General features: G+C 43.0%; 26 protein-coding genes, 1 tRNA gene and 2 pseudogenes. 22 read left to right on the top strand and 7 right to left on the bottom strand.

Annotated features, from left to right (window positions below; genetic code table 11):
* Positions 1–118 precede the first annotated feature (118 nt).
* The gene (locus AC2VE5_RS11140; protein WP_486887814.1) at positions 119–964 is read left to right on the top strand and encodes a methyltransferase domain-containing protein; all 846 of its coding nucleotides are present in this window, start codon (positions 119–121) and stop codon (positions 962–964) included.
* On the top strand, positions 951–1,868 hold the full coding sequence (locus tag AC2VE5_RS11135) for a homogentisate phytyltransferase (protein ID WP_486887813.1): 918 nt from the start codon (positions 951–953) through the stop codon (positions 1,866–1,868). The genes AC2VE5_RS11140 and AC2VE5_RS11135 overlap by 14 nt, the downstream gene beginning before the upstream one ends.
* Positions 1,869–1,950: 82 nt before the next feature.
* Here the strand turns inward: AC2VE5_RS11135 and AC2VE5_RS11130 are convergent, their stop codons facing one another.
* On the bottom strand, positions 1,951–2,493 hold the full coding sequence (locus AC2VE5_RS11130; RefSeq protein WP_486887812.1) for a hypothetical protein: 543 nt from the start codon (positions 2,491–2,493) through the stop codon (positions 1,951–1,953).
* Positions 2,494–2,836: 343 nt separating this feature from the next.
* Here AC2VE5_RS11130 and AC2VE5_RS11125 point away from each other — a divergent pair, with 343 nt between their 5' ends.
* From AC2VE5_RS11125 to AC2VE5_RS11095, 7 genes are all read left to right on the top strand, one after another.
* Positions 2,837–3,307 carry a tetratricopeptide repeat protein gene (locus AC2VE5_RS11125; RefSeq protein ID WP_486887811.1) on the top strand — a complete coding sequence of 157 codons (471 nt, stop codon included), beginning with the start codon at positions 2,837–2,839 and terminating at the stop codon, positions 3,305–3,307.
* Between the two features lie 39 nt (positions 3,308–3,346).
* A complete protein-coding gene (locus tag AC2VE5_RS11120; protein ID WP_486887810.1) occupies positions 3,347–4,228 on the top strand; it encodes a YihY/virulence factor BrkB family protein in 882 nt (293 codons plus the stop codon).
* A gap of 84 nt (positions 4,229–4,312) precedes the next feature.
* The gene (locus tag AC2VE5_RS11115) at positions 4,313–4,810 is read left to right on the top strand and encodes a DUF4112 domain-containing protein (protein WP_486887809.1); all 498 of its coding nucleotides are present in this window, start codon (positions 4,313–4,315) and stop codon (positions 4,808–4,810) included.
* A gap of 45 nt (positions 4,811–4,855) precedes the next feature.
* Positions 4,856–5,872 carry a cysteine hydrolase family protein gene (locus tag AC2VE5_RS11110; RefSeq protein ID WP_486887808.1) on the top strand — a complete coding sequence of 339 codons (1,017 nt, stop codon included), beginning with the start codon at positions 4,856–4,858 and terminating at the stop codon, positions 5,870–5,872.
* Between the two features lie 78 nt (positions 5,873–5,950).
* On the top strand, positions 5,951–7,066 hold the full coding sequence (locus tag AC2VE5_RS11105; protein WP_486887807.1) for a universal stress protein: 1,116 nt from the start codon (positions 5,951–5,953) through the stop codon (positions 7,064–7,066).
* A 63-nt stretch (positions 7,067–7,129) separates the two neighbouring features.
* Entirely contained in the window at positions 7,130–8,302 is a 1,173-nt protein-coding gene (locus tag AC2VE5_RS11100) for an anhydro-N-acetylmuramic acid kinase (protein WP_486887806.1), read from the top strand.
* Between the two features lie 110 nt (positions 8,303–8,412).
* Positions 8,413–9,972, top strand: a complete 1,560-nt coding sequence (locus tag AC2VE5_RS11095) for a serine/threonine-protein kinase (protein ID WP_486887805.1) — start codon at positions 8,413–8,415, stop codon at positions 9,970–9,972.
* A 66-nt stretch (positions 9,973–10,038) separates the two neighbouring features.
* Here the strand turns inward: AC2VE5_RS11095 and AC2VE5_RS11090 are convergent, their stop codons facing one another.
* The 5 genes from AC2VE5_RS11090 to AC2VE5_RS11070 form a co-directional block, all read right to left on the bottom strand.
* A complete protein-coding gene (locus tag AC2VE5_RS11090; RefSeq protein ID WP_486887804.1) occupies positions 10,039–10,170 on the bottom strand; it encodes a hypothetical protein in 132 nt (43 codons plus the stop codon).
* A gap of 9 nt (positions 10,171–10,179) precedes the next feature.
* Positions 10,180–10,368, bottom strand: a complete 189-nt coding sequence (locus AC2VE5_RS11085) for an NblA/ycf18 family protein (RefSeq protein ID WP_009633391.1) — start codon at positions 10,366–10,368, stop codon at positions 10,180–10,182.
* Between the two features lie 317 nt (positions 10,369–10,685).
* Positions 10,686–12,365, bottom strand: coding sequence for an ABC1 kinase family protein (locus tag AC2VE5_RS11080; RefSeq protein ID WP_486887843.1), 1,680 nt, complete (start codon positions 12,363–12,365; stop codon positions 10,686–10,688).
* A gap of 174 nt (positions 12,366–12,539) precedes the next feature.
* Positions 12,540–12,869: a DUF6825 family protein gene (locus tag AC2VE5_RS11075; RefSeq protein WP_486887803.1), complete on the bottom strand. Its 330-nt coding sequence runs from the start codon at positions 12,867–12,869 to the stop codon at positions 12,540–12,542.
* 113 nt (positions 12,870–12,982) lie between these two features.
* Positions 12,983–15,652 (bottom strand): CBS domain-containing protein, encoded by a 2,670-nt coding sequence (locus AC2VE5_RS11070; protein ID WP_486887802.1) that lies wholly within the window; start codon positions 15,650–15,652, stop codon positions 12,983–12,985.
* Positions 15,653–15,781: 129 nt separating this feature from the next.
* Here AC2VE5_RS11070 and psbZ point away from each other — a divergent pair, with 129 nt between their 5' ends.
* From psbZ to AC2VE5_RS11050, 4 genes and pseudogenes are all read left to right on the top strand, one after another.
* On the top strand, positions 15,782–15,973 hold the full coding sequence (gene psbZ, locus AC2VE5_RS11065) for a photosystem II reaction center protein PsbZ (protein WP_486887801.1): 192 nt from the start codon (positions 15,782–15,784) through the stop codon (positions 15,971–15,973).
* Positions 15,974–16,066: 93 nt separating this feature from the next.
* Positions 16,067–16,624, top strand: a complete 558-nt coding sequence (gene ribH / locus AC2VE5_RS11060; protein WP_486887800.1) for a 6,7-dimethyl-8-ribityllumazine synthase — start codon at positions 16,067–16,069, stop codon at positions 16,622–16,624.
* 50 nt (positions 16,625–16,674) lie between these two features.
* Positions 16,675–16,746 (top strand) — tRNA-Gly (locus tag AC2VE5_RS11055).
* A gap of 102 nt (positions 16,747–16,848) precedes the next feature.
* A pseudogene (locus tag AC2VE5_RS11050) lies at positions 16,849–17,445 on the top strand (N-6 DNA methylase); the annotation flags it as partial.
* 30 nt (positions 17,446–17,475) lie between these two features.
* Here the strand turns inward: AC2VE5_RS11050 and AC2VE5_RS11045 are convergent.
* Positions 17,476–18,107, bottom strand: a pseudogene (locus AC2VE5_RS11045) (IS1 family transposase); the annotation flags it as partial.
* Here AC2VE5_RS11045 and AC2VE5_RS11040 point away from each other — a divergent pair.
* The 9 genes from AC2VE5_RS11040 (at position 18,101) to AC2VE5_RS11000 (ending at position 21,535) form a co-directional block, all read left to right on the top strand.
* Positions 18,101–18,607, top strand: a complete 507-nt coding sequence (locus tag AC2VE5_RS11040; RefSeq protein ID WP_486887799.1) for a PIN domain-containing protein — start codon at positions 18,101–18,103, stop codon at positions 18,605–18,607. The pseudogene AC2VE5_RS11045 and the gene AC2VE5_RS11040 sit on opposite strands and share 7 nt — an antisense overlap.
* Positions 18,600–18,776: a hypothetical protein gene (locus AC2VE5_RS11035; RefSeq protein WP_486887798.1), complete on the top strand. Its 177-nt coding sequence runs from the start codon at positions 18,600–18,602 to the stop codon at positions 18,774–18,776. The genes AC2VE5_RS11040 and AC2VE5_RS11035 overlap by 8 nt, the downstream gene beginning before the upstream one ends.
* Positions 18,739–19,104, top strand: a complete 366-nt coding sequence (locus AC2VE5_RS11030) for a restriction endonuclease subunit S (RefSeq protein ID WP_486887797.1) — start codon at positions 18,739–18,741, stop codon at positions 19,102–19,104. Before AC2VE5_RS11035 ends, AC2VE5_RS11030 begins: the two co-directional genes overlap by 38 nt.
* Positions 19,105–19,182: 78 nt before the next feature.
* Positions 19,183–19,611 (top strand): restriction endonuclease subunit S domain-containing protein, encoded by a 429-nt coding sequence (locus tag AC2VE5_RS11025; protein WP_486887796.1) that lies wholly within the window; start codon positions 19,183–19,185, stop codon positions 19,609–19,611.
* A 41-nt stretch (positions 19,612–19,652) separates the two neighbouring features.
* Complete coding sequence (locus AC2VE5_RS11020) at positions 19,653–19,868, top strand: restriction endonuclease subunit S (protein ID WP_486887795.1); 216 nt, start codon at positions 19,653–19,655, stop codon at positions 19,866–19,868.
* Complete coding sequence (locus AC2VE5_RS11015; protein ID WP_486887794.1) at positions 19,865–20,281, top strand: XisH family protein; 417 nt, start codon at positions 19,865–19,867, stop codon at positions 20,279–20,281. The genes AC2VE5_RS11020 and AC2VE5_RS11015 overlap by 4 nt, the downstream gene beginning before the upstream one ends.
* Positions 20,269–20,604 carry an element excision factor XisI family protein gene (locus tag AC2VE5_RS11010; protein ID WP_486887793.1) on the top strand — a complete coding sequence of 112 codons (336 nt, stop codon included), beginning with the start codon at positions 20,269–20,271 and terminating at the stop codon, positions 20,602–20,604. Before AC2VE5_RS11015 ends, AC2VE5_RS11010 begins: the two co-directional genes overlap by 13 nt.
* Before the next feature lie 187 nt (positions 20,605–20,791).
* Entirely contained in the window at positions 20,792–21,088 is a 297-nt protein-coding gene (locus AC2VE5_RS11005) for a helix-turn-helix domain-containing protein (protein WP_486887792.1), read from the top strand.
* A gap of 3 nt (positions 21,089–21,091) precedes the next feature.
* Complete coding sequence (locus tag AC2VE5_RS11000; protein ID WP_486887791.1) at positions 21,092–21,535, top strand: RES domain-containing protein; 444 nt, start codon at positions 21,092–21,094, stop codon at positions 21,533–21,535.
* Positions 21,536–21,661: the final 126 nt, after the last annotated feature.

Below are 21,661 nucleotides of genomic sequence, written 5' to 3'. Positions count from 1 at the left end.
TACTCGAAAACAATATTCATTTTGGTCATAAAACGTAGGATTTAAAACTTAAAAGCCGTGTCAAGTAATAGCATCTTCTGCTACGCTAATTCCGGTCTACCGTTTCAACGCTACTAACATGAGTACGGCACTACAGCAGCAAATTCAACAATTTTACGATGCTTCCTCAAGTCTGTGGGAACAGATCTGGGGCGAGCATATGCACCACGGCTATTATGGCGCAGATGGCAAAATCAAAAAAGACCGCAGACAGGCGCAAATAGATTTAATTGAAGAATTACTGCAATGGTCGGGCGTACAGCAAGCAGAGAACATTCTCGATGTTGGTTGTGGTATTGGTGGCAGTTCTTTGTATTTAGCGCAAAAATTCAATGCTAGGGTGACGGGTATTACTCTTAGCCCGGTGCAAGCCTCTAGAGCCGCAGAACGAGCAAAGGAGGCAAGTTTTTTAAGCACAGAAGCTAGTTTTCAGGTAGCAGATGCCCAAAATATGCCCTTTGCAGACAATTCTTTTGACTTAGTATGGTCGCTGGAAAGTGGCGAACATATGCCAGACAAAACTAAGTTTATGCAAGAGTGTTACCGGGTGCTAAAACCTGGTGGAAAGTTTATTATGGTTACTTGGTGTCATCGCTCTACAGAAAATGCGGCGCTGACTACCGATGAAAAACAGCATTTGGCAGATATTTATCGGGTTTATTGTTTGCCTTACGTGATTTCCTTACCAGAGTACGAGCAAGTCGCGCAAAATCTATTATTACAAAACATTCAGACGGCAGATTGGTCAGAGGCTGTTGCTCCTTTTTGGGATGTAGTAATTGATTCGGCGTTCAATTTTGAGGCGCTTTTCGGCTTAATTCGCTCCGGCTGGGGGACAATTCAGGCGGCGCTATCTTTAGGATTGATGAGTCGTGGTTACGATCGCGGATTGATTAAATTTGGGTTGTTGTGTGGTACTAAATAAGGAAACAAACCCCAGCGTCAAGAGTAACTGGCTGGCGGCTTTTTGGCAATTTTCGCGCCCTCATACAATTATTGGTACGAGTTTGAGCGTATGGGGCATATATGCGATCGCATTATCTCAAGGATTCAATAGTAATTCAGTGCTGTCTGTAGTAGGAGCTTGGCTTGCTTGTCTGTGTGGCAATGTCTACATTGTGGGCTTGAATCAGTTGGAAGATATAGCCATCGACCAAATTAATAAGCCGCATTTGCCTCTAGCTAGTGGCGAGTTTTCTCTGGGTACAGGTAGGCTAATTGTGGCAGTAACGGGGGTCTTAGCGCTGCTACTAGCTTGGTTACTATCGCCTTATTTGCTAGGAATGGTAACGATTAGTTTAGCAATTGGTACGGCTTATTCCTTACCACCGATTCGGTTGAAAAAGTTTCCTTTTTGGGCGGCTTTGTGCATTTTTACAGTGCGAGGAGCGGTAGTCAATTTAGGGCTATATTTGCATTTTACTAGCAGCCTAAGTATCCCAAGAGCGGTATGGGCGTTGACGACGTTTGTGATCGTATTTACAGTTGCGATCGCTATATTTAAAGATATCCCCGACTTGGAAGGCGATCGTCAATACCAAATTTCTACTTTTACTATTGCTTTAGGTCAAGAACGAGTATTTAATCTGGCTCGTTGGGTAATAACTGCATGTTATGTAGGAATGGCGACTTCTGCGGTTTTTTGGATACCTGGGGCTAATTCTGTATTTTTAGTTAGCACTCATTTAGGCTTATTGGGTCTATTGTGGTGGCGCAGCTTTCAGGTAGATTTGGCAGATAAAAGTGCGATCGCTGATTTTTATCAATTTATTTGGAAATTATTTTTCTTGGAATATCTAATTTTTCCTGGATCTTGTCTATTGGGCTAAAAGCCATTTCTTTTTCTGGTTAAGCACTTGCAGACAAAGATAGAGGCAATGCGATCATATTGCCTCTAAAATCTAGTTCAAGTCAGTTGAAGCGGTAAGCTGCACCTGCTTGAATGCTACTAGCCGCCGCCGAACTATCTTCGTAGGCATCAATTCCTAGCTTCACGTCACCGTAGAGGACAACTCTGTTAGTAACTTGAGATTCAACACCTGTAGAAAGAACAACGGCATTCTTATTGCCTAGAGGAGTTGATTGACCATCTTCACCTACAAAAGAGTAGCCAGCACCTAAATAAATGTTGGTATTATTGCTTACAGGTACATCGTAGGATAACGATGGGATAACAGAAACAGTATCGCCACCAAATAAGAGCGCACCCCTAGCAGAAATAGATGTATTGGGAATAGCATAACGTCCTTGCACGTTGCCACCAAATTGCGCGTCATCGTTGTATCTGAGACTACCACCATTGGTAACACCCGCAGAAATACCAGCACCCAAATAAGCAGCGTCAGTCCCTGTAGGTCTGGGGTTGATAGGTTGAGCAGAAACGTTGCCAGCAAAGAGTAATACAGGGGCAACTACCGTAGAAAGAGCAACAACACTGGGAAATAGACGTTTCATAATTCTTTGCACCATCGAATAAAGAATACTGATATCGCAATGATGGTTGCTGTCACAAAAGCTAGAACTTACTGTCTATGAGCTTTTGGAGAATGTTTTTCATACCTTCGATTGCCACATTTCTAAAATAACGGTTAGTGTGCGTAATATTTAATACTGGTGGACTTTTAGAAAAGTGTCACAAAAAAATAAATGTGTTTGCAAAATACTAAGTTTTGTGATGTAAGCAGTTCGGCTTAAACTCCCGGAGGAAAATACTCCTGGCAATTTCTGCTCAGCACTATTTTCACAGGTGGGTTTTGGAGTAATGCCGTAGCATCATATAAGTAATGGAGAGTTATAAATGGTTGAATCGTCTGGGCAAAGTCATTTAATTGCGGCGGTTGTCGTTGCTACCAGCTTAATTGCCCTAGCTTTTTTTGTTTGGGAAGGGGTAACTATATCTTCTCTATACAATCGCGGTGTCAAGTTGTACCAAGAAAAAGACTACAAAAATGCGGAGTCAGTTTTTATCGATGTGCTTTCTCGGCATCCCAGTAACGATATTGCGCGACTGCTGCTAGGAGAAACGTTGATGCAGCAAAATAAACTAGATGATGCAGTGGCTCAATTTACGGCGCTAATTTCTCGCGCTCCTAAAAATGCTGAGGCGCAAGTAAGATTGGCGACGGCTTTAATGAAGCTACACAAGTTAGAATCTGCTACTGCGTCTCTAGAAAAAGCACAAGAATTATTTAAGTCTCAACGCAACGAGCAAAAATCTGAGGAAATCGAGCAACTATTGCAGAGCATTTCTGCTAGTAAAAATAGCTAATAATGATAATTTCTTCTTGGTAAGCCTGGTACTTTACCTATGCTCGCAACTCGCTTTGTTAGGTTTTTCTACTATCTGCGTTGGGCTGCAATCAAAAAAACTATTGCTCGTGTGGGCGAACGACGGCTACTAGGATTGTCTTCAGAAATTGCTTACAATGCAATGCTGTCATTATTTCCTGCTATTCTGGCTATCCTTACCGCTATCGGTTTATTTGAAGAATCCTTACAATCATTTTTTAAAGAATTGGCAGTGCAAGTTAGTGAAGTTGCCCCCGATGAAGCATTGGGGTTGATTCGTGACTTTGCTAAGCAAATTACTCAAACAAGAAACACTGGCTTATTTTCTCTCAGTTTTATTGTCGCAATCTGGGCAGCTAGTGGAGCCTTGAGTGCAGCAATGAATGCTCTAGACCAAATTCATCAAATTCCCCCCAAACAAATCCGCCCTTTTTGGAAAGCTAAACTTATTTCTATTGGATTAACAATTGGCACAATCGGTTTACTTGTAGTAGCTTCTTTTTTAATTTTTATCAGCGATTGGTTGCTGAACTTTTTTGTCCGTGAAAGTGGGTTATTGATTTTATTAGTTGGTTGGCAATTGCTACGTTGGCCCTTGGCTTTAGCGATTGTTTCTACAGCTTTTGCCTTTGTCTACCGCTACGGACCAAGTATTTGGGATGCTGGTACGCCGATTATGCCTGGAGCTTTTCTTGCCGCTATTTCTTGGGCGCTGGTGTCTGGTTTATTTCGACTTTATGCGTCCAATTTTGGCAACTACAATCAAGTTTATGGCGCAGTGGGGGCAGTAATTGTCTTAATGCTGTGGCTTTATATGAGCGCTGTCGTGCTGTTAGTAGGCGATCAACTAAACGTTACTGTAGGCGAAGCAATGCGCAAAGCCAAAATCCGCAAAAATTGAGTAGGTTCTAAATCTAGCTACAGGTACAGCGCGATCGCAGCTTAATTGTGTTTGGATGAAGATCGATAGCAATAATCTAAGCTTATGTCCCAGACTTCTCCTGCCTCCAGACTTGCTCCATCCAGACTTGCTACTCTCAACCGTCTGCGTAAGTTTAGCCGCTTGCTTGACAACGCTATTGGCATTCCCGGTACAAAATTTCGCATCGGTTTAGATCCTATACTCGGAATCATACCTGGAGCCGGAGACTTTTTGGGTACAGTCCTCTCGGCTTATATAGTAATAGAAGCGGCGCGGCTAGGTTTACCCAAAGAAACATTGGCTAAAATGGTGTCTAACATCGTATTAGAAAGTGCTGTTGGTACATTACCAGTAATTGGAGATTTGTTTGATGTTGCCTGGAAAGCTAATATCAGAAACTTTGAATTAGTAGAAGCTCATTTGAATATTCCTCAAGAAGTTGAAAAGAAAAATCGCTGGTTTATTTTCTTCCTCCTAGCAGGTTTGTTTGTATTTAGTATAGGTATTTTAGCTATTAGTGTTTTTACCCTCAAGCTCCTCATTGGGGCGATAACTGGCTGATTATATAAAATTAAAGCAAGTGTTAAACCAAGCTTGCTTATATATATGCAGACAACAACCCAGCTACCAATTCCCCCACATTTCGATCCCCAAAAAGTAGGCGAAGTTTGGCGAGTACCCTATCAAGAAAGAGCAGCATTAGCTAGAGATTGGGCAACCAAACACAGTATAGAGCCGTATTACGCAGATAAAGAACGTGTTTGCTTATTGTTAATTGACGTGCAAAATACCTTCTGTATTCCTGGCTTTGAACTATTTGTGGGCGGACAGTCAGGAAGGGGTGCAGTAGAAGATAATCAACGGCTGTGCGAGTTTATTTACCGCAATTTGGGGTCAATAAGTGCGATCGCACCTACCCTCGATACTCACACAGCAATGCAAATTTTTCACCCGATTTTTTGGATAAATGCCGAAGGCATCCACCCCACTCCTGCCGCTACCAATAGCACACCAAAAGACATCGAAAAAGGCGTATGGAAAGTCAACCCCGCCGTTGCCCATAGCTTAAATTTGACGTACGAAACGCTGCATAAGCACGCACTGCATTACGTCAATCAACTAAGTCAAAATGGCAAATATCCGTTAACTGTCTGGTTTTATCATTCTATGCTTGGTGGTATTGGTCATGCTTTAGTCTCGGCTGTCGAGGAAGCTGTATTTTTTCATTGCATCGCTCGCGATAGCCAAACTCAGTTTGAAATCAAAGGCAATAATCCTTTAACTGAGAACTATTCTGTTTTGCGTCCTGAAGTGCTAGAAGGCGTAGGCGGAAATCAACTCGCCCAAAAAAATACCCGCTTAATCCAGCAATTACTAAACTTTGACAAAGTCATTATTGCCGGACAAGCAAAAAGTCACTGCGTAGCTTGGACAATTGACGACTTGCTGACAGAGATTCAACAAATAGATCCAAGCCTTGCCAACAAAATATATGTTTTGGAAGATTGTACAACTCCCGTAGTTGTTCCAGGGGTTGTAGACTACACCGCTCAAGCAGATTTAGCCTTTGAAAAATTTGCGAAAGCTGGAATGCACTTAGTAAAATCTACCCAACTGATGTAAATGCCTACAAAACTACCTCAATTATGCTACTTCCAAAAGCAAAACCATTAATAATGGAGTGGAAATAGTTTTTAAATAATGTCAACTATAAACTCTTTTATTCGCTCAGCACGTCGGGGTAAGCATAAAATCTTTATTGGGATGGCTCCTGGAGTAGGTAAAACCTACCGAATGCTAGAAGAAGCCAAAATGCTCAAGCAAGAGGGAATTGATGTCGTTATTGGACTATTGGAAACCCATGGACGCAAAGAAACGGCTCAAAAAGCCCTCGATTTAGAGATCGTACACCGCAAACAAATCGATCGCGGCGAACTAGCGCTAACAGAGATGGATACCGAGGCAATTATCGAGCGATCGCCGTCTTTAGTATTGGTCGATGAATTAGCTCATACTAATGTCCCTGGCTCAGCTACAGAAAAACGCTACCAAGACGTGGAACTAATTTTAAATGCCGGAATTGATGTCTATTCCACGGTTAATATTCAGCACTTAGAAAGCCTCAATGACCTAGTAGCTAGGGTTACCGGGGTTGTAGTCCGCGAGCGCGTCCCCGATCGCCTGTTGGACGTTGCTGATGAAGTCGTAGTAATTGATGTCACTCCCGAAACTTTAGTCGAACGCCTCCAAGACGGAAAAATTTATGCTCCCCAAAAAATTCAAGAGTCCTTACAAAACTTTTTTCAACGCCGCAACCTAATTGCCTTACGAGAACTAGCGCTGCGCGAAGTCGCCGATAATGTAGAAGATGATGCAATTTCGTCAACCCCCGCAGGCAAGTTTTGCAACATTCACGAACGAGTTTTAGTCTGCGTCTCTACTTATCCCAATTCTGTCCAATTATTGCGCCGGGGAGCGAGAATTGCGGGATATATGAATGCGCCACTTTATGCCGTTTATGTAGCCAATCAAGAGCGCTTTCTTACCAGAGAAGAAAGCTTGCATATTGAGACTTGCGAGAAACTTTGCCGAGAATTTGGCGGTGAATTTATCCATATTAAAGACCAAAATATTGCTAATGCGATCGCCCAAGTAGCGCAGCAAAAGCATATTACTCAAATTGTAATTGGCGAAAGTCAGCGATCGCGGTGGAAAATTTTATTACAAGGTTCCCTGACTCAGCAATTGATGCGATTGCTAAAAAATATCGATCTGCACATCATTGCTACAGAAAAAATAGCTGTACCGTCACCTTAAAGTCAAAAATGAACTTTGGAAAATTGGCTATAGTGCCTCTAGCTCATAAAAACTAAATTTATTATGACTCGTGTAATTGGTTTAATCAGTGGTACATCCGTCGATGGTATTGATGCCGCATTAATAGACGTAACTGGGACAGAATTAGACTTAAAAGTTGAACTTTTGGCGGCAGAAACTTACCCCTATCCCCAAAACTTGTCAGCGCAGATTTTGGCAGTTTGTGGCGGGCAAGAAATCTCAATGGCGCAATTAGCCCAATTAGATGATGAAATCGCTCGTAGCTTCGCTCAAGCAGCCCAGAATATTCAAAAATCTTACCCCCCCGCTCAATTAATTGGTTCTCACGGGCAAACTGTATATCATCGACCAGTAGCCGGTACTACCTCTACTCATCCTCGCTCCTTAGCTTATAGCCTTCAACTAGGTCGGGGGGATTTGATTGCTCAAATAACGGGCATTCCCACTATTAGCAACTTTCGTGCTGGCGATATCGCTTCCGGAGGAGAGGGTGCGCCCTTAGTTCCCAAAGTAGATGCTTATCTCCTCAGCCACCAAGAAAAACATACCTGCGTACAAAATTTAGGTGGTATTGGTAACGTGGCTTACTTGCCTCCTCGTAGTAATCCTCAGTGGCTAGAAGAAATACGCGGCTGGGATACGGGACCTGCAAATTCTTTACTAGACTTAGCGGTACAGCATTTGACTGATGGCGCTCAAACTTACGATCGCGGCGGGAGTTGGGCAGCAAGGGGTACACCTTGCGATAAATTAGTAGAGGAATGGTTGCACCAAGATTTTTTTGGACAGTCACCACCAAAATCTACGGGTCGAGAGCTATTTGGTTCAGTGTACCTACATGAATGTTTAGCGGACATGGAACCGTATCAGCTTAGTCCTGCCGATAAAATAGCGACTCTTGCCGAATTGACCGTTGCTTCAATTGTGCATAGTTACCACACTTTTTTACCCAAACTACCTGACCGAGTGCTATTGTGTGGGGGCGGAAGTAAAAATTTATACATCAAAAATCGGCTCCAAACCCTTTTGCCTGCCAGCCTATTAACTACAGATGAAGTAGGACTAAGCGCTGATTTTAAAGAAGCGATCGCCTTTGCTGTACTGGCATACTGGCGCAATCTTGGTATTGCTGGCAATTTACCTAAAGTTACTGGGGCTAGAGAAAAAATGCTGTTAGGAGAACATCATCAAATTTTTGATGATGTTCTTAGGTAATACTGGAAAAAAAATGGGTATCCTAAGCTCGTCAACTCCCATAGCTCCAAAAACAGCTCGTTGTTTACAAGCTAGTCCAAATGTCAATTGATTGAACCGTTATCCTCACTATGACAGATCCCAATATTGGTCGTTTATTAGCAAAACGCTATCAGATTCAGAAATTAATTGGCACTGGAGCGATGGGGCAGGTTTATTATGCAAATGATATTTTGTTGGGTGGCGTGCCTGTAGCTGTCAAATTTCTTGCCCTCTCAATTCAAAATAAAAAAATTCGAGTCAAAGAGCGCTTTGAAACTGAAGCAAAAACTTGCGCTCTTTTAGGACAAAAAAGCATCCATATTGTCCGCGTCATGGATTATGGGGTAGACGAACAGGGGACACCATTCTATGTCATGGAATATTTGCAGGGAGAAAATCTCAATGACGCTGTGCGGCTCAAACCGATTACTCTACCTCGATTTTTAAGTTTATCGCGGCAAATTAGCCTAGGTTTGCAATGCGCTCACCAAGGTATTTTGGTGGATGGCGCAATTTGTCCAATTATCCATCGAGATATCAAGCCTAGCAATATGCTTGTAGTTCAAGATCAAAGCTTTGGTGAGTTGGTCAAGGTACTAGATTTTGGAATTGCTAAATTAATTCAAAGTGATAGCAATCAAACTAAGTATTATTTGGGGACACTAGCTTATTCATCTCCCGAACAAATGGAGGGGAACGATATCGATGCGCGCTCCGATATATACAGTCTGGGCGTGATGATGTTTGAAATGATTACGGGTAATATGCCTTTTCAGGCAAATACTGAATCTTTTGGCGGTTGGTACAAAGCCCACCACTTCCAAATTCCTCGGTCTTTTGCCTCTACAGGGAGCAAGCTTAGTATCCCCAAAGCAGTAGAGGAGCTAGTAATTAGTTGTCTAGCCAAGTCTCCCAGCGATCGCCCCCAAACGGTCGGCGAGATTATTGAAACAATCATCGCTTTAGAGCAGCAAAACAGCCTTGTAGTCGTTCCCACCACTCAGATCCAAACCATAGCGCCACTCAAAGAAGAAAGTATTAACTCCTCCCTAACTATGGGAGTCCCATTCCTAGATCAGTCTTATTCTGACGATCCAGTTTTTCAACCGACGGCTTGGCCCAAAAACAAGCCGATTGCTGATATTGTTTTTCCCCAACCAATTCGTACCAAAGGTGAAATTATTTCTGCGCTGTGGGTAATGCTGCCCCAACAAGAAATTCAAAAGCGATTGCACGGTAAACGCTTCAACCAATTTTTGTTTATTAGTACGCCGCATCCGATGATGTTGTGGATTACCGTCCTCCACAATGACGAACACGGTTCCAAGTGGCTGGCTTATTACGTGGACTTAAAAACTCGTCAAGGTCAAGAAATAACTAGGTTACTAGGAGAATCTGGCTCTTACCGATTGTTATTGTTTGCTCGTGAGTCTCCAGAGTGTGCCTGTAGTTCTTTGTTAATGGCGATCGCTCCCTTGCAGCGTCAACAACTGCAACAATGGGTGATGACTAGCCAAAATCTGGTTTCTGTTGCCGAGCCTCAAGTCAGTAAAGGTTTGCTTCGGCAAGAATTTGAAAAGCTTAAACCGCAGATTTTAGTCAAGTTGCAACCTTCTGGTTTAGATTCGGTTTTTAATGTTACTTTGTAGTGATTTCTGTTTACAAGTGACAGTTATTGCCGCTACGAGATTAAATATATTTTGTGATGTGGCTTACTAATTGATTCCACAAATTACAGTTTTTTCCACCGCGATGTTTTGAGGTAACGCCCCAGCAGCCCCAGCTATTTTCTGCCCGCAGAATTCAGCTAGAGAAGGAGGTCGCCCTTGGTGGACTGTTAAAAGCATTAGCTGAGTTTAGACTCCACCCTCAAATCCCCATTGGTGCTTGATTAGCTCTTTATAGGTTGCTTCGCGCATGACCATTTGCTGATATAGCTTGACTAAAAAGTCTTGGGCTTGCTCGTGGCTCATTTGCTGTACTTGGGTCTCAAAAGAGCGGATGCTGAACTGTTGTTCTAGTGATAGTTCAATTGGGTTACTCATGATTGACTCCAACAAAAAATATAGAAACGTGAATGGCATTTCTGCCCATAAGCTTGGCGCTTTTTCAAAATTAACCTTGCTGTATTAAAAAATATAACAAAGATTTGACAAACTGCACCTACTTCTAAATGTGTAATTCCATATAAACCTTAAGAAATAAATTTTGCAAGTGGGTTAACACGGAAAACTACAGGTAGTTTTAGCAAGTTGACAAGCTAAAAAATGCTCAAACTGAACAAAGCTAAGTATATGTACTTAAAAAATCCGCAGCAAAAAGATCATGCTGCGGATTTGGCAATAAATGGTAAAAAGAATAACTAAAATGTTTTGTCGTAGCGATCGAGCTGCATAATTGTCCGAATCAAAACAATACCTAAAGCTCCAGCAGCAAGCGCTGCGATCGCGGCTAACCACAGGTAATGATTAATTAGTAGCAAAGTAGCAGATAGCGTCAAAGTGCTAACTACCAAAGCATAAATAGTCGCAAGTCCAATATTGCTTTGGCGACGCAGCAAACGCTCAGTTTCAATCGAGCGGACGCGCATCCGAATATCGCCCCGTTCTAGCTTATCTAAGGTGTCTTCTAGCCGTCGCGGTAAGCCCAATGCTGTAGTGCTGACTTGCGCCGCCTGACGACCTAATTCATTGAGGAAAGTATTGCCTTGGGAACCATTGCCGTTTGTCATAATTTCCATTGCAAAAGGCTTTGCAACCTCCATAAAACTAAATTCTGGATCTAACCCCTTGCCTACTCCTTCCAACGTTGAAAAAGCCCGCATCACAAAAGTAAAAGTTGCAGGAAAGCGGAAAGGTTGGTCGTAGGCAATTTCATAAAGATCTTCACTAATGGCGCTGACCGATTGATTCTCAAACGGCTGATCCATAAAGTGGTCTAACATATACTGAATTGAGCGCCGCACCGGACCCATATCATCAGCAGGTGCGATCGCGCCTAGCTCAATTAAAGACGCAACTACTTGATTGGCATCTTTTTGAGCAATGCCAAAGAGCGTTTTCATCAGTTGCTCTCGCACCCCCGTGCGAATCTGCCCCATCATCCCAAAGTCGTAAAAAATCAACGAACCATTGGGACTAACAGCAAGATTGCCAGGATGAGGATCGGCATGAAAAAATCCATGATTGAGCAACTGCCGTAAATAAGATTCCGCACCTTGACGCGCTAGAAGTTTACGATCTAACCCCGCCGCTTCTAATGCCTCGTAGTGACTAATTTTAATTCCTGGGACATATTCTAAAGTCAGCACTCTAGGCGAGGTATACCGCCAATAAACTCGCGGTACTTTTACCCAATCGTGAGCGCGGAAATTGCGGCGAAAAGTATCCGCATTGCGTCCTTCATTGAGGTATTCAATTTCTTCCCACAAAATCCGGCAGCACTCCTCATAAATGCCCAGCCAATCTCTACCTCTACCCCATTCTGGGTGACTTTGGAAGTAACGAGTGATGCCTTTAAGAATAGTTAAATCAATCTCAAATAACTTTTTTAATCCAGGGCGCTGGACTTTAACAGCAACAATTTCTCCGGAATGAAGGGTAGCTTTATGAACTTGACCTAAACTAGCGGCAGCAATCGGAATTTGCTCAAAGTTTTGGAATAATTCTGGGATAGTCTTCCCTAGCTCCTGCTCGATAATAGCTTTTGTTTGCTCGTAACTAAAAGCCGGAACTTTGTCTTGGAGTTTGGCAAGTTCGTCAACGTATTCGCTGGGAAATAAATCGGCGCGAGTCGAAAACAACTGACCGACTTTGATAAAAGTTGGTCCTAGTTCTAGCAATGTATTCCGAATCCAAACAGCTTGCTCAATCCGTCGAGCCTTGCGTTTTTCCTCGGTAACTCCGCCGGGATAACTCCAAGATTTTTTATTAAGCCAAAAACCAGTCATCAAAGACAGCACAAACGTCCATATGTCAAAGAAGCGCCGATTTCGAGAGTAATTGTCTCGATTCCAGCGATAGGTATTATCTTTATACACCATCGAGCTACGCTTGCGGTCAACCTTAGTTTTGATGGAATTTTTGGCAGGAGAAGAAAGGGACACTCGAATTCCTAATCGTTATTTTTGCAGGAGGTAAGAAATAAATCAGTGGTAAGCGAGCGAAAATTTTTAGGGCAACTCCCTATAAAAGAGCGAATTTAATTTTCTCCTAACTTAAGTAGAACTACTACGGTGACGTTGTAATTCTGCTCTTAGTAGGGCAATTTCGGCTCTAAGTTCATCGATTGTTGCTTGTACGTCACTAGAGCGACTTGGAGAAGAAACGGTTGTAGTTGTAGTGCTAGAACCGCCAAAATTGCTTTCTGCTTCTCGGTTAGCTCGTTCCATAACTTCTTGAGTAAACTGGCGCAGGCGTTCGCGCTGTTCCGCGTCAAATTTACCTAGTTCGCTTAAAGCATCAGTCAAGGCATTTTCTAGGTGTTCGTTGACAACTTCGGCGGCTGCTCTACCAACAAAAAAGGCATGAATCAAGGGATTAGTCATAGATTGTTTCTGTACTCCATACGCGAGAATTATAACTTGCTTGCTTAAGTAGCTGCCTCCACCGTAGTAGAGAGTCAGGTAGCATCAGAAACTAGAAACTTCTTTACTTTACTTTACAATGGATAGTGGCTCGATAAAAACTTTTCTGCACTGGTGCGATCGCATATTATTCCATCTAAAGTAGCAGCTAATAATTCTTCTAACATTTGCCGATACTGGGGACCTGGTTTGTAGCCTAGTTTTTTGAGGTCGTTGCCATTGAGCGGTGCTTGGATATTTGCCCAACAATTGAGGTATAGCCAAATTTGACGGCGAATAATTTTAGGGGTGCGTACCAGAAGCAAAATTAAAGTAGCATCATCGTAGGGTTGTAGTAAATGGACTACTTGACTTTTGGGCGAAGTAGGTAGTAGGTTTCTAACTTTGGTTTCCGCAGCCTCTAAATTTACTAACCTTTTAATACTTTCATCGGGCAATTGCAAATTTGCAGCGACTAAACCGCGCTCTTTGGGTGCTAAGTGAGCAATTAATACTTCCAATCGTAGCAACCAATCAGTAAGGTTTTTACCCTTTAAACCTAGCTCTAAAAGCCGCAATTGCTGCCATAAAGAGCGAGTAATTTTTAAATCGGGGTGAATGCACTTAGTTGCGTCTAAGTCAGCAAGTAAGCGCAATCCTGCTTGCCAATAAGGGGATTGAAGTAAGTATTTTAATTCGCTGCGGAGACGAGTTTGCAAAGCAGGTCTAGTTTTATTATCTGGTTGATTGGAGTTATAAACGCCGCTAGAAATTGCATAACGAATGTACTCAATACTGCGCTGTTCAATTTCAAACCCCAATCGCACCGCAAAGCGGACAGCGCGATAAATTCTTGTAGGATCTTCAATAAAACTATTGGCGTGTAAAACTCGAATTTGCTTTGCTTGCAAATCCCGCATTCCGCCAAAAAAGTCTAACAATTCCCCCCCATGAGGATTAGTTAACCGCATCGCCAGGGCATTAATTGTAAAGTCGCGCCGATACAAGTCTTGGCGGATAGAACTTGCTTCAACTTCAGGATTAGCCGCCGGGTAAGGATAAAACTCAGTTCGAGCAGTGGCAATATCTACCCATAATGAATCTAAGATGCGATCATTGTGCCACAACAAAGCGGCGGTTTGAAAAGCACCATGAATTTCTAATCTAGCTTGGGGGTAAGATTTCTGTAAAGCTTGGGCGAGTTCTACACCCGCGCCTACATCGGTCGCATTATGAAAGCCATCAACTACTAAATCAATGTCTTGAATTAGGATTTCAGCTTCCCCTTGAGCCAATAATAAGTCTCGGACAGCGCCGCCCACTAGATACAAATGCCAGCCGCGTTTTTCTGCTTCTGTAGAGGCATTTGCTAGTAAAGCTTGTAAAGCTGGAGTTAGACGACTATTGAGTAAATGCCGCAATGAATAGTTAATAGCCAGGGAATTATCGGCATTTTGGCTCAGGTTTCGGGTTTTTTCTTGGTGCATTTCCCGCAAGATATCAGTGCGCGTAACTATACCTACCAGTTGCCCCGATGCTAAAACGGGCAAGCGTCCAATATCGTAAGTTACCATCAAATCCTGGATTTCCGGTAACGTGGTTGTGGGACTAATAGTTTTTACATTTGTAGTCATGTAGCCCTTTACGGGCGCATGACTAAAGCCATGATGTAAAGCAATATCAATATCTCGGCGCGATACAATCCCGACTAATTCGCCCCCCGCATCAACTACCGATAAGCCCGAATGACCGTAGCGCAAAAGAATTCTTTGGGCTTCCGCAATGGTAGTTTCTGGCAAGATAGTACGGACGGGAGATGACATCAATTCTCGCGCTGTGGGTGGCTGGGGAATTTGGTTAATAAAAGTGTCTACCAGTTGCTTGATGGTATTTTCTGGGTTTACTCCCCGCAAAGATAAAGAGGCTGCTTGCGAATGACCGCCGCCACCCCAAGGTTGAAACAAAGTATTTAGATTGGTTTGGGGAATTTGCGATCGCCCAATTACTGTTAACTTGTCTTCATAGCTTGCCCCTAATAGCATTGCATCGCTTTCGGTTAGCTGCATTAACTGAGAAATTAACCCTGATAACCCCGGTATATGGTCAGAAGTTTTTAGCCATACCCAAGCAACGCTGTAACCGTCGATTTTTGTGGTTTCCAAGCTGTTGATTGCGATCGGTAGTAGTGCCTGTAATTGTTTGGATAAACCCGGCTCTAGGTACTCGTTAACCACTTGTAAAGAAGCTTTTTGCCGCATCAACCACGCCAACGCTTGGGCATCTCGTGCGGTAGCTTGAGGAAATATCAATGAACCCGTATCTACATGAATGCCCAAAGCCATTACAGTCGCTTCGGCAACGGTGAGGTCAATATTGGCGGTTTGCAATTGCTCGACAATTAGCGTTGTTGTTGCCCCAACATCGGCTATTACTGTTTCTGTGGCAGGAATATCTAGCTGAGTATCCAAATGATGGTCGTAAACGATTAACGAACCCAACTGTGGCAAATCTAACCATTCGGCGGCGACTCCCAAGCGATCGCGCTTTTGCGTATCTACGACTACTAACCGTTTTATTTGTTCGGGATTGACAGCGCGGCGCTCAATAATTGCATACTCATCTTTATGCAATGCCAAAAAATCCCGTACTACCTGATGACAGCCTCCAGGAAGCACAATTCGGCTACCTGGCAATAAGCGCGTCAATCCTACTGCCGCTCCCAGCGTATCAAAATCTGCGGTGGTATGGCACAAAATTAGATCCATGCAGGCAAAAATTCTTTCTCTACTCTTACCTTCTATATTGGTGCAATTTCTGATAGCGTAACTATAGGAAATGCTAGAAACATAGCAAGCTTTATACTCAAATTTTTTATCCCCCTAGGAGAAATATCGATGTTTACAATCTTATTCCAAATTGCTTTATTAGCCTTGGTTGCCTTGTCTTTCGCAATGGTAGTTGGCGTTCCCGTTGCCTATGCAACTCCTCAAAGCTGGAACGAATCTAAAAGATTGCTGTGGTTAGGCTCTTTTACCTGGATTGGGCTAGTATTTTTGGTAGGTGCTTTAAACTTCTTGGTAGCTTAAGTTAGGCTGTAGCTATTAGCTTGGGTTTTAGTCCATATTTGCTCTTGAAGCTAATAGCTAATTTTTGCGTTGTTATTTATGTGAGAGATATTGATGGCAGTTTTTGAGGGGACTTTTACTCAAACCGAACCGTTGCGACTAGCAATAGTAATTGGGCGATTCAATGACTTGATTACAAATAAGCTATTGGAAGGCTGCCAAGATTGCTTGAAACGTCACGGTGTAGACCCTAATCCTCATGGTACTCAAGTAGATTACTTTTGGGTTCCGGGTAGTTTTGAAGTTCCCCTAGTCGCCCATCAAGTAGCTCTGACTCGGCGCTATGATGCGATTATTTGTTTGGGTGCAGTAATTAAAGGTCAAACTCCCCATTTTGACTATGTAGCTGGGGAAGTTGCTAAAGGTATTGCTTCCGTTGGATTTCAAACTGGAGTTCCGGTAATTTTTGGCATTTTGACCACCGATACTATGCAGCAAGCGATGGAAAGAGCAGGCATTAAAAGCAATAAAGGCTGGGATTATGCCATGAATGCCCTAGAAATGGCGAGTTTGATGCGTAGTTTTCGCTCCGACAGTGACTACAATAGTCAATTGCCACCATCCTTAAAAAGTGCCTCAGCCCAGCTAAGTGAGTTGTCATCGGCGGAATAGCTTGACAAACTCTCAATAGTTTGAGAAAATGAGTTTTACGGTCAAAGACTGCGGGTATAGCTCAGTGGTAGAGCGTCACCTTGCCAAGGTGAAAGTCGCGCGTTCGAATCGCGTTACCCGCTTAGAAAACTTATTTTGAAACATCGCCAGGGCAGTAACTGCGACGTTGTGTAGGTCTATTGCAGGTTGCAATAACTCCAAAACTTTCAACAATAAGATAGAGTTGGTCATTTAAGTCTTGGAGTAATGGCGTTAATCTAAGCGATGACGAGTTTGGGCGGTTTGAATACGGTACGCCGCCCGATAAAAACGGTGATTATGCTTTTTTGCTGCATATTCTCAAGTCGCTAAAAAGTACAGGTAAGGCGGCGGTGATTTTGCCCCATGGGGTGTTGTTTCGCGGCAATGCGGAAGCCCGGATTCGGCAGAATTTGGTGCCTCAAGGCTACATTTTGGGCATTATTGGCTTGCCTGCGAATCTGTTTTATGGGACAGGGATTCCGGCTTGCATTATTGTTATTGACAAAGCTAATGCTGGTAGCCGAGAAGGTTTGTTTATGGTGGATGCAAGCAAAGGTTTTATCAAAGACGGGAATAAAAACCGATTGCGAAGCCAAGATATTCACAAAATTGTTGATGCTTTTACCAGACAGCTTGAGTTACCTAGATACAGCCGGATGGTTAGTTTGGCGGAGATTGCTAAAAATGACTACAACCTCAACATTCCGCGCTATATCGATTCTAGTAACCCTGAAGATTTGCACGATCTGGGCGCTCACTTAAACGGCGGTATTCCTGATGCGGATATCAATGCGTTGCAAGGGTAATGTTCTAGACGTGTGGAGATTGGTTCATATAGCGCGTCCGAATTCGTAGCGGTTGATGAACAATCCAATTACGGTATCGTGCATCTGTTCAGACTTAGAAAAACAAATTGTTTTGCGAGCTAAACGCTTAATCCTAGTTCTCAGAGTCAAATGCTTACGCTCAATCCGCTGTGTATTCGCTTTGCCAACGGTGTGATGTTGTCGATCTAATAGTCGCAAGTATGCCCCCCAGCTATCGGTGTAAAACTGCCTAATCGAGAATGGTGCTAACAGTTGCTGGAGTTGTTTTAGAGCCACATCTTCATGAGTTGCCAACACATAAGCGAGAACTTTACCACTGCGATGGTCAATGGCATGCCACAGCCATCGTTGATGTCGTTTCGACCCCACAAAACTCCACATCTCGTCCATCTCGGCTTCCTCTACTCGCACCACCATCACAGCACTCTTTTGATATTCTTGCTGTTCCAAAACAGATGTATTCACTTGCTCTAAATGCTTCGACTTTTTTTTAGCGTCTCAATCAAGGTCGTTGGGCTGACCTTGAGAACCCGTGCAGTATCTCGGATCCCACTGCCATTCATCGCCATATCGCTGATTTGTTGCTTGACTTCACTTAAGCGTCTCTGGTAGCTAAGATTTAAAATAAATGACCGAGATTATTGTTAGCGATACATCTGCGATTAACAACCTTGCAGCGATTGACTCTTTGTACTTGCTTCAACAACTTTATGAAACAATCATTATCCCGGATGCAATCTATCGAGAACTGACCGATCCTACTTTTCCAGTTGCAGGAGCAACGGCAGTTCAAACCCTTGAGTGGATTCAAACTCGCTCAGTTGGAGATCGTACAATTATTGATGCCCTTAGTAATGAACTCGACCCTGGCGAGGCGGAGGCGATCGCTTTAACCTTGGAACTGAAAGCCGATCGGGTTTTGATCGATGAACGGCAGGGTCGTCGTCTGGTTGCAGCTAGGCTCAATCTTGGCTACATAGGAATTTTGGGCATTTTAGTGGAAGCAAAGAGTCAGAGGTTGATTCCGGCGGTGAAACCACTATTAGATGCTTTACGTGATCGCGCTGGCTTTGGGATTGCTGCACCTTTGTATAACAGCGTTCTCCAGCTTGTTGAAGAAGAAGGAAATGAGTGATTATCAATTACCAGAAGGGTATAAGCAGACTGAAATCGGGGTAATTCCTGAAGATTGGGATGCTACTAGGCTGGGTAATGTAGCTGAAGTCACTATAGGGCAATTACCAAAGGGAACTTCTTACAACAGAGATGGTTACGGGTTGCCTCTTAATCAATGGTCCAACTGAATTCACGAAGAAACATCCTATTAAGGTTCAATGGACAATCGAACCAACAAAACTATGTAAATCTAGTGATTTACATAGTTTTGTTCGCGGAAGCTCGACTGGACGGATGAACATTGCGAATGACGAATTTTGCATTGGTAGAGGAGTGGCGGCAATCCGAGCCAATCCTAGAGCTAATACAGAATATTTAACATACCAGGTTCATCTAGCGATAGAGAAGTTACTTGCTCTAAGCGTTGGTTCGACCTTTCCAAGCATTGATGGCAAGGCAATTAAGTCAATTCTTATTCCATGTCCGGGAATAGAAGAACAACGATCGCTTGCCTAAGCTTTATCTGACGTAGATGCCCTAATTGCCGCCCTAAGTAAGCTAATCGCCAAAAAACGCGACGTCAAAACCGCCACCATGCAGCAACTCCTCACGGGCAAAAAACGCTTACCGGGGCTTGGTGAAGGACAAGGTTATAAGGAAAGTGGGATCGGTTTGATTCCTGAAGATTGGGAAATTAGACAATTAAAGAATGCGTTAAGAAGCATTCCACAATATGGAATTAATGCTGCTGTTCCTTATCGGAATAGCCTGCCAGTTTATATTCGGATTACCGATATATCTGAATTTGGTTACTTTCAACCAGATATGTTAGTTAGTGTTAATCAACACAATTTAGAGCAATATTATCTTGAAGACGGTGATTTAGTTTTTGCTAGAACTGGCGCAAGTGTTGGCAAGTCGTATCTTTATAAATCTGCTGATGGACGACTTGTTTTTGCTGGCTTCTTAATTCGTGTAAAACCAGATAAAAATATACTGCTGCCAAATTATCTTTCTCAGTAAGTAAGAACAAAATTGTATTGTATTGGGATTGGGTTCAATTAATGTCTATGCGTAGTGGTCAGCCTGGAATCAACGGGAATGAGTATAGCCAGTTATTAGTTCCGTTACCAGAAATAGAAGAACAACGCGCGATCGCAAGGGTACTATCTAATATGGATAATGCGATCGCACTTTTAGAATCCCACCAAGCCAAAACTAAAGCTATCAAACAAGGCATGATGCAAGAACTCCTTACTGGACGGACGCGGCTAGTATGAGCGCCAAAGATATTTTCCATGAAGCCGTCGAGCGGGGCTTAGAAAAAGACCAGTGGCAAATCTCTAGCGATCCGCTAGAACTAGAATGGGAAGAAGTTAAAGTTAAAATTGATCTAGCTGCCGAAAGGTTAATTGCCGCCGAGCGAGGCGAAGAAAGAATCGCTGTCGAGATCAAAAGCTTCATCGGCACATCAGCAATTAGTGACTTTCATACCGCCCTGGGACAGTTCCTCAACTATAGAATCATGATAGAGGTCAAAGCGCCCGACCGTCAGCTTTATTTAGCTATTCCCCTGGAAGCTTACGAAACCTTCTTTCAGAGCCGCTTTGCTCAGGTTGCCATTGAACGACATCAGCTAAAACTAATTGTGTATGACCCAATTGCAGAGGAGATTGTGACATGGATAAGTTAGATCGTTATCGCACTTGTATCCAAAATCTTTTGGAGCAATATAGCCAGTCCAAATTTCAAGATGAAGAAATCGAGAACGAACTTTTTTTCGATACTATTCGCGATCGCTATCAGCTAATGCGCGTTGGCTGGAAAGGTTTGAGCCGCGTTTATCACACCGTCCTTCACTTCGATATTAAAGATGGCAAAGTTTGGCTTCAGCAAAACACCACCGATATTGATGTAGGGGAAGAATTGATCGATATGGGGGTTCCTAAAGAAGACATCGTTTTAGGTCTACATCCTGCTTATAAGCGACCTTACACAGGCTACGGAGTCGCCTAACAATCGTCTTGAGAAGTAAGTTTATACCTCAACTTAGGAAGCGAAAAAATGCTTTACTTAGGATTAGTCTGGACATTTGACTAGACAGTGGCTAGAGTAGATGTACCGTAGGTATTGGCGGCAGTCAAAATAGTCAGCAATCATCGATCGCGATCGGCGTTTAAATCCGCTCAATATTCGTCAGCAATTGGGTATTTCTCAAGAGCGCATGAGCAACTTACTGAAAGTTAGCAGCAAAACAGTAACTCGATGGGAAAAAGAGGAACGATTACCAAACGATGCGGAGGCGCTTTCGCGTTTAGCCAAGCTTAAAGAAATTACTGAATTAGGGCTAGTGGTTTATACCGCCGTTGGGTTTCAAGAGTTCTTAAAAACACCTTTGCCAGTTTTTGGGGGACGCAGTGCTTTCGATTTGCTGCAATCAGGTGATTACGAAACTGTCCTTAGTGCGATCGCAGCAGATTTTGAGGGAACAGGTTTTTAAACTATGCCCCTCCAGGCTCATATATTACCCTGGGCAGGTTTCGCTGTTCGACACCTCCCTGATACCCCTGGCAAGTCTTACGATATATACGATTTCAGATATTGCAGTCGCAGCAACGAAAATCGTTGGAATATTGCCGGGGAATCAACCCTATACTTAGCAAAAGAAAAAAACGTTGCCCTAGCTAAGTACGCCCGACACTTTAAAGTTGACCGTACACCGGAACTTGCAGCCCAAACTTACCGCCGTCAGGTTTTTCGTTTTAAAGTAGAGCTAGATTATGTTCTCGACCTAACAAATTCCCAAGTTTGGGCAGAACTTTCTTTAGAAACAGTACCAGATTGTTTTAAAGATAAAAATATTGCCCGTTCAACGGCGAACTTTATCCGCTTTGCGACCTTAACTCAAGCAATTATTGTTCCTTCTATTGCCTTTCTAGATAACTAATACCAATTCTTTATGAAGCTGCGCTAAATAAAGCTTCAAGGATGAAATTGTAAGAAGTGAGAGAAGCAATCGTCTCAGGAGTGATGGCAAGGAGTGCATCAGTTAACTTCTGCTGTAGTTGTGGGA

This window comes from Aliterella sp. E5.1 (assembly GCF_057473825.1).
This window is presented reverse-complemented; position numbering and strand designations above follow the sequence as displayed.

Coding starts and splice junctions, on each gene's coding strand:
- AC2VE5_RS11120 (WP_486887810.1), top strand. CDS start 3,347: ATGCTCGCAACTCGCTTTGTTAGGTTTTTCTACTATCTGCGTTGGGCT.
- AC2VE5_RS11040 (WP_486887799.1), top strand. CDS start 18,101: ATGACCGAGATTATTGTTAGCGATACATCTGCGATTAACAACCTTGCA.
- AC2VE5_RS11020 (WP_486887795.1), top strand. CDS start 19,653: ATGTCTATGCGTAGTGGTCAGCCTGGAATCAACGGGAATGAGTATAGC.
- AC2VE5_RS11095 (WP_486887805.1), top strand. CDS start 8,413: ATGACAGATCCCAATATTGGTCGTTTATTAGCAAAACGCTATCAGATT.
- AC2VE5_RS11025 (WP_486887796.1), top strand. CDS start 19,183: ATGCAGCAACTCCTCACGGGCAAAAAACGCTTACCGGGGCTTGGTGAA.
- AC2VE5_RS11035 (WP_486887798.1), top strand. CDS start 18,600: ATGAGTGATTATCAATTACCAGAAGGGTATAAGCAGACTGAAATCGGG.
- AC2VE5_RS11105 (WP_486887807.1), top strand. CDS start 5,951: ATGTCAACTATAAACTCTTTTATTCGCTCAGCACGTCGGGGTAAGCAT.
- AC2VE5_RS11130 (WP_486887812.1), bottom strand. CDS start 2,493: ATGAAACGTCTATTTCCCAGTGTTGTTGCTCTTTCTACGGTAGTTGCC.
- AC2VE5_RS11080 (WP_486887843.1), bottom strand. CDS start 12,365: ATGGTGTATAAAGATAATACCTATCGCTGGAATCGAGACAATTACTCT.
- AC2VE5_RS11090 (WP_486887804.1), bottom strand. CDS start 10,170: ATGCTTTTAACAGTCCACCAAGGGCGACCTCCTTCTCTAGCTGAATTC.
- AC2VE5_RS11115 (WP_486887809.1), top strand. CDS start 4,313: ATGTCCCAGACTTCTCCTGCCTCCAGACTTGCTCCATCCAGACTTGCT.
- AC2VE5_RS11075 (WP_486887803.1), bottom strand. CDS start 12,869: ATGACTAATCCCTTGATTCATGCCTTTTTTGTTGGTAGAGCAGCCGCC.
- AC2VE5_RS11015 (WP_486887794.1), top strand. CDS start 19,865: ATGAGCGCCAAAGATATTTTCCATGAAGCCGTCGAGCGGGGCTTAGAA.
- AC2VE5_RS11010 (WP_486887793.1), top strand. CDS start 20,269: ATGGATAAGTTAGATCGTTATCGCACTTGTATCCAAAATCTTTTGGAG.
- AC2VE5_RS11110 (WP_486887808.1), top strand. CDS start 4,856: ATGCAGACAACAACCCAGCTACCAATTCCCCCACATTTCGATCCCCAA.
- AC2VE5_RS11140 (WP_486887814.1), top strand. CDS start 119: ATGAGTACGGCACTACAGCAGCAAATTCAACAATTTTACGATGCTTCC.
- AC2VE5_RS11100 (WP_486887806.1), top strand. CDS start 7,130: ATGACTCGTGTAATTGGTTTAATCAGTGGTACATCCGTCGATGGTATT.
- AC2VE5_RS11000 (WP_486887791.1), top strand. CDS start 21,092: ATGCCCCTCCAGGCTCATATATTACCCTGGGCAGGTTTCGCTGTTCGA.
- AC2VE5_RS11125 (WP_486887811.1), top strand. CDS start 2,837: ATGGTTGAATCGTCTGGGCAAAGTCATTTAATTGCGGCGGTTGTCGTT.
- psbZ (WP_486887801.1), top strand. CDS start 15,782: ATGTTTACAATCTTATTCCAAATTGCTTTATTAGCCTTGGTTGCCTTG.
- AC2VE5_RS11070 (WP_486887802.1), bottom strand. CDS start 15,652: ATGGATCTAATTTTGTGCCATACCACCGCAGATTTTGATACGCTGGGA.
- AC2VE5_RS11030 (WP_486887797.1), top strand. CDS start 18,739: ATGGTTACGGGTTGCCTCTTAATCAATGGTCCAACTGAATTCACGAAG.
- AC2VE5_RS11085 (WP_009633391.1), bottom strand. CDS start 10,368: ATGAGTAACCCAATTGAACTATCACTAGAACAACAGTTCAGCATCCGC.
- ribH (WP_486887800.1), top strand. CDS start 16,067: ATGGCAGTTTTTGAGGGGACTTTTACTCAAACCGAACCGTTGCGACTA.